18 protein-coding genes are annotated in these 14,352 nt (G+C 38.9%); all 18 read right to left on the minus strand.

Annotation, left to right across the window (positions count from 1 at the left end):
* Positions 1–14: 14 nt before the first annotated feature.
* Positions 15–383, minus strand: a complete 369-nt coding sequence (gene rplN / locus FHP05_RS13760) for a 50S ribosomal protein L14 (RefSeq protein WP_147670303.1) — start codon at positions 381–383, stop codon at positions 15–17.
* A 42-nt stretch (positions 384–425) separates the two neighbouring features.
* Complete coding sequence (gene rpsQ, locus FHP05_RS13765; protein ID WP_147670305.1) at positions 426–689, minus strand: 30S ribosomal protein S17; 264 nt, start codon at positions 687–689, stop codon at positions 426–428.
* Positions 690–713: 24 nt separating this feature from the next.
* Positions 714–914 carry a 50S ribosomal protein L29 gene (rpmC, locus tag FHP05_RS13770; protein WP_147670307.1) on the minus strand — a complete coding sequence of 67 codons (201 nt, stop codon included), beginning with the start codon at positions 912–914 and terminating at the stop codon, positions 714–716.
* The gene (rplP, locus tag FHP05_RS13775) at positions 904–1,338 is read right to left on the minus strand and encodes a 50S ribosomal protein L16 (protein WP_147670309.1); all 435 of its coding nucleotides are present in this window, start codon (positions 1,336–1,338) and stop codon (positions 904–906) included. Before rplP ends, rpmC begins: the two co-directional genes overlap by 11 nt.
* A gap of 18 nt (positions 1,339–1,356) precedes the next feature.
* Positions 1,357–2,001: a 30S ribosomal protein S3 gene (rpsC, locus tag FHP05_RS13780; RefSeq protein ID WP_147670311.1), complete on the minus strand. Its 645-nt coding sequence runs from the start codon at positions 1,999–2,001 to the stop codon at positions 1,357–1,359.
* 3 nt (positions 2,002–2,004) lie between these two features.
* Complete coding sequence (rplV, locus tag FHP05_RS13785) at positions 2,005–2,346, minus strand: 50S ribosomal protein L22 (RefSeq protein WP_147670313.1); 342 nt, start codon at positions 2,344–2,346, stop codon at positions 2,005–2,007.
* Between the two features lie 18 nt (positions 2,347–2,364).
* Complete coding sequence (gene rpsS / locus FHP05_RS13790; protein ID WP_147670315.1) at positions 2,365–2,643, minus strand: 30S ribosomal protein S19; 279 nt, start codon at positions 2,641–2,643, stop codon at positions 2,365–2,367.
* Positions 2,644–2,708: 65 nt separating this feature from the next.
* Entirely contained in the window at positions 2,709–3,536 is an 828-nt protein-coding gene (gene rplB / locus FHP05_RS13795) for a 50S ribosomal protein L2 (protein ID WP_147670317.1), read from the minus strand.
* 21 nt (positions 3,537–3,557) lie between these two features.
* Positions 3,558–3,839: a 50S ribosomal protein L23 gene (gene rplW / locus FHP05_RS13800; protein WP_147670319.1), complete on the minus strand. Its 282-nt coding sequence runs from the start codon at positions 3,837–3,839 to the stop codon at positions 3,558–3,560.
* The gene (gene rplD / locus FHP05_RS13805; protein WP_147670321.1) at positions 3,839–4,462 is read right to left on the minus strand and encodes a 50S ribosomal protein L4; all 624 of its coding nucleotides are present in this window, start codon (positions 4,460–4,462) and stop codon (positions 3,839–3,841) included. Before rplD ends, rplW begins: the two co-directional genes overlap by 1 nt.
* A 27-nt stretch (positions 4,463–4,489) precedes the next feature.
* On the minus strand, positions 4,490–5,119 hold the full coding sequence (rplC, locus tag FHP05_RS13810) for a 50S ribosomal protein L3 (protein WP_147670323.1): 630 nt from the start codon (positions 5,117–5,119) through the stop codon (positions 4,490–4,492).
* A gap of 29 nt (positions 5,120–5,148) precedes the next feature.
* Positions 5,149–5,457 carry a 30S ribosomal protein S10 gene (gene rpsJ / locus FHP05_RS13815; RefSeq protein ID WP_147670325.1) on the minus strand — a complete coding sequence of 103 codons (309 nt, stop codon included), beginning with the start codon at positions 5,455–5,457 and terminating at the stop codon, positions 5,149–5,151.
* A gap of 371 nt (positions 5,458–5,828) precedes the next feature.
* Positions 5,829–7,019, minus strand: coding sequence for an elongation factor Tu (gene tuf / locus FHP05_RS13820; RefSeq protein WP_147670327.1), 1,191 nt, complete (start codon positions 7,017–7,019; stop codon positions 5,829–5,831).
* A gap of 102 nt (positions 7,020–7,121) precedes the next feature.
* Positions 7,122–9,200: an elongation factor G gene (gene fusA, locus FHP05_RS13825; RefSeq protein WP_147670329.1), complete on the minus strand. Its 2,079-nt coding sequence runs from the start codon at positions 9,198–9,200 to the stop codon at positions 7,122–7,124.
* Positions 9,201–9,252: 52 nt separating this feature from the next.
* The gene (gene rpsG, locus FHP05_RS13830; protein ID WP_147670331.1) at positions 9,253–9,723 is read right to left on the minus strand and encodes a 30S ribosomal protein S7; all 471 of its coding nucleotides are present in this window, start codon (positions 9,721–9,723) and stop codon (positions 9,253–9,255) included.
* Between the two features lie 35 nt (positions 9,724–9,758).
* Positions 9,759–10,172, minus strand: coding sequence for a 30S ribosomal protein S12 (gene rpsL, locus FHP05_RS13835; protein ID WP_147670333.1), 414 nt, complete (start codon positions 10,170–10,172; stop codon positions 9,759–9,761).
* A 124-nt stretch (positions 10,173–10,296) separates the two neighbouring features.
* Positions 10,297–10,551, minus strand: a complete 255-nt coding sequence (locus FHP05_RS13840) for a ribosomal L7Ae/L30e/S12e/Gadd45 family protein (protein ID WP_147670334.1) — start codon at positions 10,549–10,551, stop codon at positions 10,297–10,299.
* Positions 10,552–10,747: 196 nt separating this feature from the next.
* Complete coding sequence (gene rpoC, locus FHP05_RS13845) at positions 10,748–14,344, minus strand: DNA-directed RNA polymerase subunit beta' (RefSeq protein ID WP_147670336.1); 3,597 nt, start codon at positions 14,342–14,344, stop codon at positions 10,748–10,750.
* Between the last annotated feature and the right edge of the window lie 8 nt (positions 14,345–14,352).

Here is a 14,352-nt window from a genome sequence, read left to right on the forward strand (position 1 = left end):
GTCAATTCAATTACTTACAATACTTCTGGTGCTAGAGAAATAATTTTCATGAATTTTTCATCACGTAATTCGCGTGCAACTGGTCCAAAAATACGTGTTCCACGTGGACTCTTATCATCACGTACGACAACGGCAGCATTTTCATCAAAACGGATGTATGATCCATCTTTACGACGTACACCTGTTTTTGTGCGAACAATTACCGCTTTTACAATTTCACCTTTTTTGACAACGCCCCCTGGTGTAGCTTGTTGAACAGAACAAACAATCACATCACCAATATTTGCTGTCTTACGACCAGTTCCACCTAGTACTTTAATCGCTTTTACTATACGAGCACCAGAGTTATCTGCAACTTTTAAATTCGTTTCTTGTTGAATCATATCGCTATGACCTCCCTTCGGATACCTTTCAAGCGAATTTTATTATATAATAACCGCTTCTTCGACGATTTCTACCAGACGGAAACGTTTTGTCGCTGATAATGGACGAGTTTCCATAACGCGAACGATATCGCCTTCTTTAGCCTGATTTTTTTCGTCATGTGCTTTAAATTTCTTAGAATCTTTAATACGCTTTTTATACAAAGGATGTACTTTGTATGTTTCTACTAAAACAGTAATTGTTTTATCCATTTTATCTGAAACAACACGACCTGTGTAAACTTTTCGATTATTACGTTCAGTCATTCTGAGGTAAACCTCCTCTCATTATCAGTTAGTGACACTTAGTTCACGTTGACGCATAACTGTTTTCATGCGTGCGATAGACTTTTTCACTTGACGGATACGTGCAGTGTTTTCCAATTGTCCTGTCGCAAGTTGGAAACGAAGATTAAATAATTCTTCTTTTAATGATTGTACTTTTTCTTCAATTTCGGCAGTGGTTAATTCTCTAATCTCATTAGCCTTCATTGCTTTCACCACCAATTTCTTCACGTTTTACAAATTTTGTTCTTATTGGCAGTTTATGAGAGGCAAGGCGCAACGCTTCACGTGCAACCTCTTCATCTACACCAGCTATTTCAAATAAAATCTTACCTGGTTTTACAACAGCCACCCACGCTTCTGGGGCACCTTTACCAGAACCCATTCGTACTTCTAGAGGTTTTGCTGTATATGGTTTGTTTGGGAAAATTTTAACCCAAACTTTACCACCACGTTTCATGGAACGAGTCATTGCAATACGAGCTGCCTCGATTTGGCGAGCTGTAATCCATGTTGGTTCCAATGCTTGTAATCCATATTCACCAAAAGCAATCGTTTTTCCACCTTTTGCTTGGCCTTTCATTCTACCACGATGTTGTTTACGGTATTTTACACGTTTAGGCATTAACATAATTCTTTGCCCCCTTCCTTATTTTTTTGGTTTTTCTGGAAGGACTTCCCCACGATAGATCCATACTTTAACACCGAGCTTACCGTATGTTGTATCTGCTTCTACGTTTGCATAGTCGATGTCAGCACGTAATGTGTGTAGTGGTACTGTTCCTTCACTGTATTGTTCTGCACGTGCAATATCTGCTCCACCTAGACGACCAGAAACGATGGTTCTTACACCTTTAGCTCCTGCTCTCATTACACGTTGGATAGATTGTTTTTGTGCACGACGGAAAGAAATACGTCCTTCTAGTTGACGTGCAATGTTATCTGCAACTAACTTAGCATCTAAATCAACTTTTTTCACTTCTACAATATTAATATGAACTTTTTTACCTGTTAGCTTGTTTAGTGATTTACGTAAAGCTTCTACTTCAGAACCACCTTTACCAATCACCATTCCAGGTTTACCTGTGTGGATCGTAATATTAACACGGTTTGCTGCACGCTCAATTTCAATAGATGATAACGCAGCTTTTTCTAGGCGTTTTTCAAGATATTCTCTAATTTTAATATCTTCATGTAGCAAGTTTGCATAATCTTTGTCATCGGCATACCATTTAGACTCCCAGTCTTTTATAACACCGATACGAAGACCTGTCGGATTAATTTTTTGGCCCACTAATTACCCCTCCTTCTGTTCTGTTAAAACCACTGTAATGTGGCTTGTGCGTTTATTAATTCCGCTTGCTCGACCTTGTGCGCGAGGACGGAATCTTTTTAATGTAACTCCTTCATTTACAAATGCTTCTGAAACGATCAAGTTATCTAGATCCATCTCATAATTATGTTCCGCATTTGCCATAGCAGAGTGTAGTAATTTTTCAACTACTGGTGAAGCGCTACGCTGTGTATGTTTCAAAATAGCGACTGCTTCTTGAGCATTTTTTCCTCGAATCAAATCAATTACTAAACGTACTTTACGAGGAGCTATGCGTACTGATTTCGCAACGGCTTTTGCTTGCATACGAAGTGCCTCCTCTCATTATTTTGCTGTGACTTTTTCACTTCTTGAATGTCCTTTAAATGTACGAGTTGGTGCAAATTCACCCAGTTTATGTCCTACCATATCTTCTGTAATATAAACTGGTACATGTTTACGACCGTCGTATACTGCGATTGTGTGACCAACAAATGATGGGAAGATTGTTGAACGACGTGACCAAGTTTTAATTACTCGTTTTTTATCTTGTTCATTTAATTCATCAACTTTCTTCATCAAGTGATCATCTGCAAAAGGTCCTTTTTTTAAGCTACGACCCATGTGTAAACCTCCTTTCACAGTTAAGAGACGGGGACAGTTGATCCCGTCATCCTATTCTGTTTCAGTTATTTTTTACGTCTACGTACAATATAATCATCAGATTTTTTCGCTTTACGTGTCTTATAGCCAATTGTAGGCTTACCCCATGGCGTAACAGGTGATTTAAGACCGATTGGCGTACGTCCTTCCCCACCACCGTGTGGGTGATCTACTGGGTTCATAACAGAACCACGAACAGATGGACGTCTTCCTAACCAACGTGAACGACCCGCCTTACCTATGCGAATAAGTTCATGTTCGATATTTCCAACTTGGCCTACTGTTGCGCGGCAAGTATCTAGGATCAAACGAACTTCTCCTGAAGACAAACGAACAAGTACATATTTATCTTCACGACCAAGAATTTGTGCTTCAGCTCCAGCAGAACGCGCAAGCTGACCACCACGACCTGGTTTTAATTCCACGTTATGAATGATTGTTCCAACTGGAATGCTTTTTAGCGGTAAAGCATTTCCCACTTTAATGTCTGCTTGTTCACCAGATTCGATTGCATCGCCTACTTTTAGACCTTTTGGTGCTAAAATATAACGTTTTTCACCATCTGCATAGTGAACAAGTGCGATGTTTGCAGAACGGTTTGGATCATACTCAATCGTAGCAACGCGTCCTGGTATTCCATCTTTATTACGTTTAAAATCAATCAAACGATATTTACGTTTGTGGCCGCCTCCTCTAAAACGTGCAGTTGTTCTTCCTTGGTTGTTACGGCCAGCACGTTTATTCAAAGAGCTTAGTAATGATTTTTCAGACTGATCTGTTGTGATGTCTGAAAAAGTTGATACCGTCATTGTACGTCTACCACCAGTGGTAGGTCTGAATTTTTTAATCGCCATTGTTTTCCCTCCTTCTCTTGATTATAAGAAATCTAGTTCTTTACTATCCTCAGAAAGTTGAACAACCGCTTTTTTACGATTTGGGCGATATCCGCCATAGCGGCCCATTCGTTTGAACTTTCCTTTTAGATTCATTGTATTTACTTTATCAACTTTCACATCGAAGATAACCTCAATTGCATGCTTAATTTCAGCTTTGTTTGCTTTTGGACTTACTTCAAATGTGTATTTTTTGTCTGCCATCATATCAGCAGAATGTTCTGTAATGACAGGGCGTTTAATAATGTCACGAGGGTCTTTCATTACGCGAACACCTCCCCTGCTTTTTCCGCTGCGTCTTTAGTTAAGACCAATTTGTCATGCGCCAGCAAATCATATACATTTACTTCATTAACTGTAAGCACTTTTACTCCTTGAAGGTTATTTGCTGAGCGTGTTACATTTTCATCTTTCTCTGTTGTCACAATTAATGTTTTAGTGTCAACGTCTAATTTGTTTAGCATTTCAACAAGTTGCTTTGTTTTTGGTGCCTCAAATGATAAAGCATCTAAAACAATGAGGTTTTCACCTTTTGTTTTTGTAGATAAAGCAGATTTCAATGCTAGACGGCGTACTTTCTTAGGAAGTTTATAGCTGTAGCTACGTGGTGTCGGTCCAAAGACAACTCCGCCTCCAACCCATTGTGGTGAGCGAATGGAACCTTGACGTGCACGACCAGTTCCTTTTTGACGCCATGGTTTACGTCCGCCTCCTCGTACATCAGAACGGTTTTTCACTTTATGTGTACCTTGTCGTTGTGATGCACGTTGCATAGCTACTGCTTCATGTAAAACATGTTTATTTGGTTCGATACCAAACACGGCATCATTTAATTCAATATCTCCTGCTTGTGTACCGTCTTGTTTATATAGTGCTACTTTAGGCATGACATTTCCTCCCTTCGTATATAGTGATTAGTTAGCCTTAATTGCACTCGTAATTTTCACGAATGATTTTTTTGCACCTGGAACATTCCCTTTGATTAATAGTAGATTACGTTCAACATCTACTTTTGCAATTTCCAGATTTTGAATAGTTACTTGTTCTGATCCCATTTGCCCTGGAAGTTTTTTACCAGGCAAAACACGCGCCGGGTCAACTGGTCCCATTGTACCGTGGCCTCTATGATATCTAGAACCGTGTGTCATTAAACCACGTGAATAGTTGTGACGTTTAATGGATCCTTGGAACCCTTTCCCTTTGGATGTTCCTGTTACGTCGATTTTTTCACCAGCTTCAAATGTATCTACTTTAATTTCTTGACCCACTTCATATTCATCGAGATTTGCGTTACGGATCTCACGAATGTAGCGCTTAGGGGTTGTGTTTGCTTTTTCAGCATGGCCCTTTGCGGCTTTATTTGTACGTGATTCCTTTTGATCTGCAAAACCGAGTTGAATTGCTTTGTAGCCGTCATTTTCCTCTGTGCGTTTCTGTAGCACGATGTTAGGTTCAGCTTGAACAACGGTTACTGGGATTAGTTCTCCGTTTTCTGTAAACAATTGAGTCATGCCGATTTTGCGGCCTAAGATTCCTTTCGTCATCCGTTACACCTCCTATATATATATCTGAATTACAATTTAATTTCTATATCAACACCAGATGGTAAATCAAGACGCATTAGCGAATCAACTGTTTGTGGTGTTGGGTTGACAATATCAATTAATCGTTTATGTGTGCGCATTTCGAATTGTTCACGAGAGTCTTTATACTTGTGAACTGCTCGTAATATTGTATAAACGGATTTTTCCGTAGGTAATGGAATTGGTCCAGATACCTTCGCACCAGAGCGTTTTGCAGTGTTTACAATTTTTTCTGATGATTGATCTAAAACTCTGTGATCATATGCTTTCAAACGGATTCTGATTTTTTCTTTTGCCATTATTTTCCCTCCTTTTCGTCCATTTTTTAATAGACTTGCTCCACGAAAATTTCTTAGCCCACCGCCATGGCAAAGGGGCCGGGTGTGCCAACAACCTTCCGTTTCATTGCCTATCTTTAGACCAACGGTACCATTATACATAAGTGATGTTGGTAATGCAACCTTTTTAATACATTATATCGGATTGCACATTTACTTATTATACAAACTATTAATATAAAATGCAAGGTTTAATTCAAGTTTTCTAGCTTAAATAATATTTTCTATATTCATACCAAAATGCTATTAAAGTAAATCTTTTATTAAAAAAGACAGGTGGCATTTCCCGGGTTTGCCACCTGTCTTTTATATTTCTATTCGTTGTAAATTAATTACTTAATGATTTCAGTTACAACGCCTGATCCTACAGTACGTCCACCCTCACGGATAGAGAAACGTGTACCGTCTTCAATAGCGATTGGTGCGATTAGATCAACTTCCATTTCTACGTTATCTCCAGGCATAACCATTTCAACACCTTCTGGTAGGCTAACAACGCCTGTTACGTCTGTTGTACGGAAGTAGAATTGTGGACGGTAGTTAGAGAAAAATGCAGTGTGACGTCCACCTTCTTCTTTAGAAAGAACATATACTTCAGCTTTAAATTTTGTATGTGGTGTAATTGTACCTGGCTTTGCAAGTACTTGACCACGTTTAATATCTTCACGCTCTACCCCACGAAGTAGTGCACCGATGTTATCTCCTGCTTCTGCATAGTCAAGAAGCTTACGGAACATTTCAACACCAGTAACAGTTGTTTTCTTAGCATCTTCAGCTAGACCGATAATATCAACTTCATCTCCAACTTTAACTTGACCGCGTTCAACACGACCAGTTGCAACAGTTCCACGACCAGTGATAGAGAATACGTCTTCAACTGGCATCATGAATGGTTTGTCTGTATCACGTTCTGGAGTTGGTACATATTGGTCAACTTCCTTCATTAATTCAACGATTTTTTCTTCGTATTCTTCTACACCTTCTAATGCTTTAAGTGCAGAACCAGCTACGATTGGAATATCGTCACCTGGGAAGTCATATTCTGATAATAGTTCACGGATTTCCATTTCTACTAGTTCTAGTAGCTCTTCATCGTCAACCATATCTACTTTGTTCATGAATACTACGATTGCAGGAACACCTACGTTACGGGATAAAAGGATATGCTCACGAGTTTGTGGCATTGGGCCATCTGCAGCTGATACTACTAGAATAGCACCATCCATTTGTGCAGCACCTGTGATCATGTTTTTAACATAGTCAGCGTGTCCTGGGCAGTCAACGTGTGCATAGTGACGTGTTTCAGTTTCGTACTCTACGTGAGAAGTAGCGATTGTGATTCCACGTTCTCTTTCTTCTGGTGCACCGTCAATTTCATCATATGCTTTTGCTTCACCAGAACCATTTTTTTTGTTCATAACGTTTGTGATTGCAGCAGTTAATGTTGTTTTACCATGGTCAACGTGTCCAATAGTACCAATATTAACGTGCTGTTTAGAGCGGTCAAATTTTTCTTTAGCCATTTATAATTCCTCCTTCAAATTAAAAAGAATGTTTTTTATATTTTAACTTAGAATATCTAAGTCTTCACTAAAAGTTATACTTGACATTGGCGAAAAAATCAATTATTCACCTGTATTTTTTTCAATAATTTCTTCCGAAATGCTTTTAGGTACTTCTTCATAATGATCAAAGTACATGGTATATGTTCCACGACCTTGTGTATTAGAACGAAGCGCTGTGGCATAGCCAAACATTTCTGCAAGTGGTACAAATGCTTTTACTAATTGTGCATTTCCACGTGCTTCCATACCTTCTACTCTACCACGACGTGATGTTACATCACCCATGATATCACCCATATATTCTTCTGGAATCACAATTTCAACTTTCATCATTGGTTCTAAAAGAACTGGGTTACATTTATTTTTCGCTGCTTTTAATGCCATAGATGCTGCGATTTTAAATGCCATCTCATTTGAGTCAACATCATGGTAACTTCCATCATAAAGAGATGCTCTAACATCAATTAATGGATATCCTGCTAGGACACCATTTTCCATTGCTTCTTTAATACCAGCTTCAACAGCAGGTACGTATTCACGTGGGACGACACCACCAACAATTTTGTTTTCAAATTCGAAACCTGAACCTTGTTCAAGTGGTTCAAATTTAACCCAAACATGACCGTACTGTCCACGTCCACCAGATTGACGAATGAATTTACCTTCAACTTCTGCTTCTTGACGGAATGTCTCACGATAAGCAACTTGTGGTGCACCAACATTCGCTTCTACTTTAAATTCACGTTTCAAACGATCCACGATTACATCAAGGTGGAGTTCACCCATTCCTGAAATAATTGTTTGACCAGTTTCAGGGTTCATTTCTGTTCTGAATGTTGGATCTTCCTCAGCTAGCTTACCTAGTGCAGTACCCATTTTATCTTGGTCAGCTTTTGTTTTCGGTTCAATAGCAACTGAAATAACTGGTTCTGGAAATTCCATGGATTCTAAGATAACTAAATTATCTGCATCACATAGTGTATCCCCTGTTCCAGTATCTTTCAAACCAACTGCAGCAGCAATTTCACCACTGTGGATTACTGGGATCTCTTCACGGTGGTTCGCATGCATCTGTAGGATACGTCCAACACGTTCTCTTTTATCCTTCGTTGGGTTTTGAACATATGATCCTGCATTCAATGTACCTGAATATACACGGAAGAATGTTAATTTACCAACATATGGGTCAGTCATTACTTTAAATGCTAATGCTGAAAATGGTGCGTTATCATCAGATGGTCTCTCTACCTCTTCCTCTGTATCAGGTGTAATACCTTGGATCGGAGGAATATCTGTTGGTGCTGGTAGATAGCTAATAACACCGTTTAATAATAATTGAACACCCTTGTTTTTAAATGCTGACCCACAAAATACCGGGTAAAATTCAACACTTAATGTTGCATTACGAATAGCATTTCTTAGTTCTTCATTGGAGATTTCTTCTCCCTCTAAGTACTTCATCATTAATTCTTCGTCAAGTTCAGCTACTGCTTCAACTAACGATTCACGAAGTTCCTGTGCTTTATCTTGGTATTCAGCAGGAATTTCACCAGAATCTGATTTTGTACCTAAATCGTCGAGATAGAAATGTGCTTCCATTTCAATTAAGTCAATAATACCTTCAAATTGATCCTCAGCACCAATTGGTAATTGTACTGGGTGAGCATTCGCTCCAAGGCGGTCTTTCAGTGTGCTTGTAGCATATAGAAAGTCTGCACCAGTTTTATCCATTTTGTTGATAAAGACAATTCTAGGTACCCCATATGTTGTTGCTTGACGCCATACTGTTTCTGTTTGCGGTTCTACACCTGATTGTGCATCAAGTACAGTAACTGCTCCATCAAGTACACGTAACGAACGCTCAACCTCTACAGTGAAGTCTACGTGTCCCGGTGTATCAATGATGTTGATACGATGGCCATCCCACTCAGCAGTGGTTGCTGCGGAAGTAATTGTAATTCCGCGTTCTTGTTCCTGTTCCATCCAGTCCATTTGGGAAGCACCTTCATGTGTTTCACCAAGCTTATGGATACGTCCTGTGTAGAAAAGAATACGCTCTGTAGTAGTGGTTTTACCAGCATCTATATGTGCCATAATACCAATATTCCGCGTCTTTTCCAAGGAGAACTTTCTAGCCATATATTTTTCTCCTTCCTATGTGAAATCTTTTATTATAAATAATATAATATTATTACCAGCGATAGTGTGCGAATGCTTTGTTAGCTTCTGCTTGTTTATGCAATTCTTCACGTCTTTTCACTGCTGCACCTGTGTTGTTGGAAGCATCTAGAATTTCATTTGCTAAACGTTCTTCCATTGATTTTTCTCCGCGTAAGCGAGAATAGCTTACAAGGAAACGAAGACCTAGTGCTTGACGTCGTTCAGGGCGAACTTCCATTGGAACAAGGTAGTTTGAACCCCCAACTCGGCGTGCGCGAACTTCTAGTACTGGCATAATATTTTTCATTGCTTCTTCAAAAACGTCCATTGGTTGTTGGTCGCTTCTTTCTTTCACTAACTCAAATGCATTATAAAGAATTTTTTGTGCTTTCCCTCGTTTACCGTCAACCATGATTTGGTTAATTAGACGAGTTACTAATTTTGAATCATACATTGGATCTGGTAGCACATCTCTTTTTGGTACTGGTCCTTTACGTGGCATTTATAGTCCTCCCTTCTGTTGAAATTTCTTATTTATTATTTTTTAGGTTTTTTTGCACCGTATTTAGAACGTCCTTGCATACGTCCTTCTACCCCTGCGGTATCCAATGCACCACGAACAACGTGATAACGAACACCAGGTAAGTCTTTAACACGTCCTCCACGAAGTAGCACAACGTTGTGCTCTTGAAGGTTGTGTCCGATTCCCGGGATATATGCAGTTACTTCCATGTTATTTGACAAACGAACACGAGCATATTTACGTAAAGCTGAGTTTGGTTTTTTCGGTGTTAATGTACCAACACGTGTACAAACTCCACGTTTTTGTGGTGAGTTAACGCGTGTAAATTGCTTTTTGAAACTGTTATAGTTTCTGCTCAATGCTGGTGAACCGTATTTCTTTGGTTTGCTTGTACGGCCTTTACGAATTAACTGATTAATTGTAGGCATGTTTTTTCCCCCTTCCTTCTTTAAGATTATAATCCACAATAAAGGATGTGTTTTCTAATCCCACACATCCAGGTGGTTCATCTTTTGACAAAAAACAAAATGTTTTGTGTAATCCTCCACAAAACTATGGTTTCTTAATGGAAACCGTTGCTGCATGGACATCTATTCCACACGCTCGACCTAAATCTTCCTTAGAGTTTACATAGTGAACGGGGACTTCTAATTCATTCGCTATATCAACAACCCCTTGTGTGACTTCTTGGTCAGCATCTACAGCAATAAAAACTTCGCTAATTATACCAGTTTTCAAAGCTTTTAACGATTGCTTTGTTCCAATAATTAAACGCGATTTAACTTGAGTTACTTTTTCATAAGACATTTCTTTCATATCCTCCAAAGCAACAAGTCTAAAACTGAATCACCTTGAATATATTATCATTCTCTTTTTTTGTTGTCAACTATATTTATGTGTTTATTTACTTTTATATCAAAATTAACAGAAGAAAAGTGATAGGACAGGGGAAACCAGCTTTATATGCCAGTTTCCTGTTCTCCTATCAATTATATTCCTTGAGTTATACTGTTTCCTCTACTTCTTCTTTTTCTTCTTCAAATACAGGAGCTTCAATTTTACGATATCGCTCGATACCAGTTCCAGCTGGGACAAGCTTTCCAATAATAACATTTTCTTTTAATCCTAATAATTCATCCACTTTTCCCTTTATAGTGGCATCTGTTAGCACTCGAGTTGTTTCTTGGAAAGAAGCTGCAGATAAGAATGAATCTGTTTCCAAGGAAGCTTTCGTAATTCCTAATAATACTGGTTTTCCTACTGCAAGTTGCTTACCTTCTTCTAGTGATTTTCGGTTTGCATCTTTAAATTGATGGATTTCCATCAATGATCCCGGCAGTAGATCTGTTTCACCAGCATCTAGAACACGGATTTTACGAAGCATTTGACGAACCATTACTTCGACGTGTTTGTCACCAATTTCTACACCTTGCAAACGGTATACACGTTGTACTTCTCGAAGTAAGTAATTTTGAACTCCTTCTACACCTTGTACTTTTATGAGTTCTTTCGGGTCTATCGATCCTTCATTTAATTCTTGTCCTGCAGTGACCTCATCACCGACGGATACCTTTAATCGTGCATTATACGGAACATTATATGATTTTTCTTCTATATCGCTTTTTACGATAATTTCTTGTTTGTCCTTTTCGGTTGTAATATCATGAACAAATCCGTGAATTTCAGTAATGGTTGCCTTACCTTTCGGATTACGCGCTTCAAACAATTCTTGAATACGTGGTAAACCTTGGGTAATGTCATCTCCAGCTACACCACCTGTGTGGAATGTACGCATGGTTAACTGTGTACCTGGTTCACCGATGGATTGAGCAGCAATGATTCCAACTGCTTCACCAACCTCCACTTCAGATCCTGTAGCAAGGTTTCGACCATAACATTTTTTACATACACCGTGACGTGTATTACAATTAAAGGCTGTTCGAATCACAACCGATTCAATTCCCGCCTCAACAATTTGTTTTGCTTGATCTTCTGAAATAACCTCATTTACAGCAACAATGACTTCATCTGTGTCCGGCATTATTACATTTTCAAATGCAGTCCTTCCAACTAAGCGGTCATATAGTGGTTCAATGACTTCTGCGCCTTCTGTAAGGGCAGCAACTCTGGAACCACGATCTGTTCCACAATCATTCTCACGAATAATAACATCTTGCGCAACATCAACAAGACGACGGGTTAAATATCCCGAGTCAGCAGTTTTCAATGCTGTATCCGCAAGTCCTTTTCGTGCCCCGTGTGTTGAGATAAAGTATTCTAATACAGTTAAACCTTCACGGAAACTTGATTTAATTGGTAGCTCAATAATACGACCTGACGGGTTCGCCATTAGACCACGCATACCTGCAAGCTGTGTAAAGTTAGATGGGTTACCCCTTGCACCAGAATCACTCATCATAAAGATTGGATTCATGCGATCTAAGGAGTCCATTAATTTGTCCTGAACAACATCTTTTACATCTGACCAAATTGAAATGACACGCTCATAACGTTCTTCTTCTGTAATTAGTCCGCGTCTAAATTGTTTCAACACACGGTCCACTTTCTCCTGAGCTTCATTTAATAATTCTTCTTTTTCTGCAAGAACAACAACATCAGATATCCCGACAGTCATACCAGCAACAGTCGCATAATGGAAGCCTAAATCTTTCATTAAGTCTAGCATTCGAGATGTTTCGCTAATTTTAAAGCGTTTAAAGACCTCAGCGATAATATCACCTAAGAAACCTTTTTTAAATGGTTTTACCAATTCCCTTGATTGAATCTCTTCATGGATATTCGCCCCACGCTCGACAAAGTATTTTTCAGGGGTTTGTACTTCCAGATTCATCCTTGTTGGTTCATTAATGTATGGGAATGAGTTTGGAAGCATCTCATTAAAGATCAACTTTCCAATTGTTGTTAATAACAATTGATTATTTTGTTCTTCTGTGAATGTTTCATTATTAAAACTGGATGCTCTTACTGCTACTCTTGTGTGTAAATGTACATAATTTGCTTGATAAGCCATCAAAGCTTCGTTTATGTCTTTAAAAACTTTCCCTTCTCCAAGAGCACCTTCTCGTTCGAGTGTTAAGTAATAGTTACCTAAAACCATGTCTTGTGAAGGTGTAACAACAGGTTTTCCATCTTTCGGATTCAAAATATTTTGAGCAGCTAGCATTAAAATACGCGCTTCCGCCTGTGCCTCAGCTGATAAAGGAACGTGAACAGCCATCTGATCTCCATCGAAGTCCGCGTTATACGCCGTACAAACAAGTGGATGTAAGTGGATGGCACGTCCTTCAACCAATGTCGGTTCAAACGCTTGAATACCCAAGCGGTGTAAGGTTGGTGCCCTATTTAGGAGTACCGGATGTTCCTTAATTACCTCTTCTAAAACACCCCAAACATCTGGATGCATACGCTCAATTTTACGTTTAGAAGACTTTATATTATGAGCAATCCCTTTTTCAACAAGCTCCTTCATAACAAATGGTTTAAATAATTCTAGAGCCATTTCTTTAGGTAGTCCACATTGATACATTTTTAAATTTGGTCCTACAACAATAACTGATCTACCGGAATAGTCAACACGTTTTCCAAGTAAGTTCTGACGAAAACGACCTTGCTTCCCTTTTAACATATGGGACAGTGATTTCAATGGTCGGTTACCTGGACCAGTTACTGGACGACCACGACGTCCGTTATCAATTAATGCATCAACCGCTTCTTGAAGCATTCTTTTTTCGTTTTGGACAATGATTCCTGGAGCACCAAGATCAAGTAATCGTTTTAATCGATTATTACGATTAATAACACGACGATATAAATCATTTAAATCGGAAGTTGCAAATCGACCACCATCTAATTGCACCATTGGGCGAATTTCTGGCGGAATAACTGGAAGAACATCCAATACCATCCACGATGGGTCATTTCCAGAATTACGAAATGCCTCTAACACTTCTAGTCGTCTGATTGCACGCGTTCTACGTTGACCTTGAATAGTTTTTAATTCTTCTTTGATTGTGTTTACTTCTTTATCTAAATCAATATCTTGAAGTAATTTACGAATCGCTTCTGCTCCCATTTGTGCATGAAAGGTGTTTCCGTATTTATCATAATAAGAGCGGAACTCTTTTTCAGATAATAATTGTTTTTTCTCTAACGGAGTATTACCTGATTCTGTTACAATGTATGCCGCAAAATAAATAACCTCTTCTAATGCTCTTGGCGACATATCTAAAAGAAGTCCCATTCTACTCGGAATCCCTTTGAAATACCATATATGTGATACGGGTGCAGCAAGTTCAATATGTCCCATGCGTTCACGACGCACAGATGCTTTGGTTACCTCAACCCCGCAACGATCACATACAATACCTTTATAACGAATTCGTTTATATTTTCCACAATGACATTCCCAGTCTTTCGCAGGTCCAAAAATCCGCTCACAAAAGAGCCCATCTTTCTCTGGTTTCAATGTACGGTAATTAATTGTTTCTGGTTTCTTTACCTCACCGTATGACCAGGAACGAATTTTTTCTGGTGAAGCCAATCCTATTTTCATATACTCAAAATTATTTACATCTAACAAGGGGCTAC

Source organism: Cerasibacillus terrae, from assembly GCF_008039555.1.
Classification (GTDB): Bacteria; Bacillota; Bacilli; order Bacillales; family Amphibacillaceae; genus Cerasibacillus; species Cerasibacillus terrae.

Coding starts and splice junctions, on each gene's coding strand:
- FHP05_RS13840 (WP_147670334.1), bottom strand. CDS start 10,551: ATGTCTTATGAAAAAGTAACTCAAGTTAAATCGCGTTTAATTATTGGA.
- rplP (WP_147670309.1), bottom strand. CDS start 1,338: ATGTTAATGCCTAAACGTGTAAAATACCGTAAACAACATCGTGGTAGA.
- rpsG (WP_147670331.1), bottom strand. CDS start 9,723: ATGCCACGTAAAGGACCAGTACCAAAAAGAGATGTGCTACCAGATCCA.
- rplW (WP_147670319.1), bottom strand. CDS start 3,839: ATGAAAGACCCTCGTGACATTATTAAACGCCCTGTCATTACAGAACAT.
- rpsL (WP_147670333.1), bottom strand. CDS start 10,172: ATGCCTACAATTAATCAGTTAATTCGTAAAGGCCGTACAAGCAAACCA.
- rpsJ (WP_147670325.1), bottom strand. CDS start 5,457: ATGGCAAAAGAAAAAATCAGAATCCGTTTGAAAGCATATGATCACAGA.
- rpsQ (WP_147670305.1), bottom strand. CDS start 689: ATGACTGAACGTAATAATCGAAAAGTTTACACAGGTCGTGTTGTTTCA.
- tuf (WP_147670327.1), bottom strand. CDS start 7,019: ATGGCTAAAGAAAAATTTGACCGCTCTAAACAGCACGTTAATATTGGT.
- rplV (WP_147670313.1), bottom strand. CDS start 2,346: ATGCAAGCAAAAGCCGTTGCGAAATCAGTACGCATAGCTCCTCGTAAA.
- rpmC (WP_147670307.1), bottom strand. CDS start 914: ATGAAGGCTAATGAGATTAGAGAATTAACCACTGCCGAAATTGAAGAA.
- rplC (WP_147670323.1), bottom strand. CDS start 5,119: ATGACGAAAGGAATCTTAGGCCGCAAAATCGGCATGACTCAATTGTTT.
- fusA (WP_147670329.1), bottom strand. CDS start 9,200: ATGGCTAGAAAGTTCTCCTTGGAAAAGACGCGGAATATTGGTATTATG.
- rpsS (WP_147670315.1), bottom strand. CDS start 2,643: ATGGGTCGTAGCTTAAAAAAAGGACCTTTTGCAGATGATCACTTGATG.
- rplB (WP_147670317.1), bottom strand. CDS start 3,536: ATGGCGATTAAAAAATTCAGACCTACCACTGGTGGTAGACGTACAATG.
- rplD (WP_147670321.1), bottom strand. CDS start 4,462: ATGCCTAAAGTAGCACTATATAAACAAGACGGTACACAAGCAGGAGAT.
- rplN (WP_147670303.1), bottom strand. CDS start 383: ATGATTCAACAAGAAACGAATTTAAAAGTTGCAGATAACTCTGGTGCT.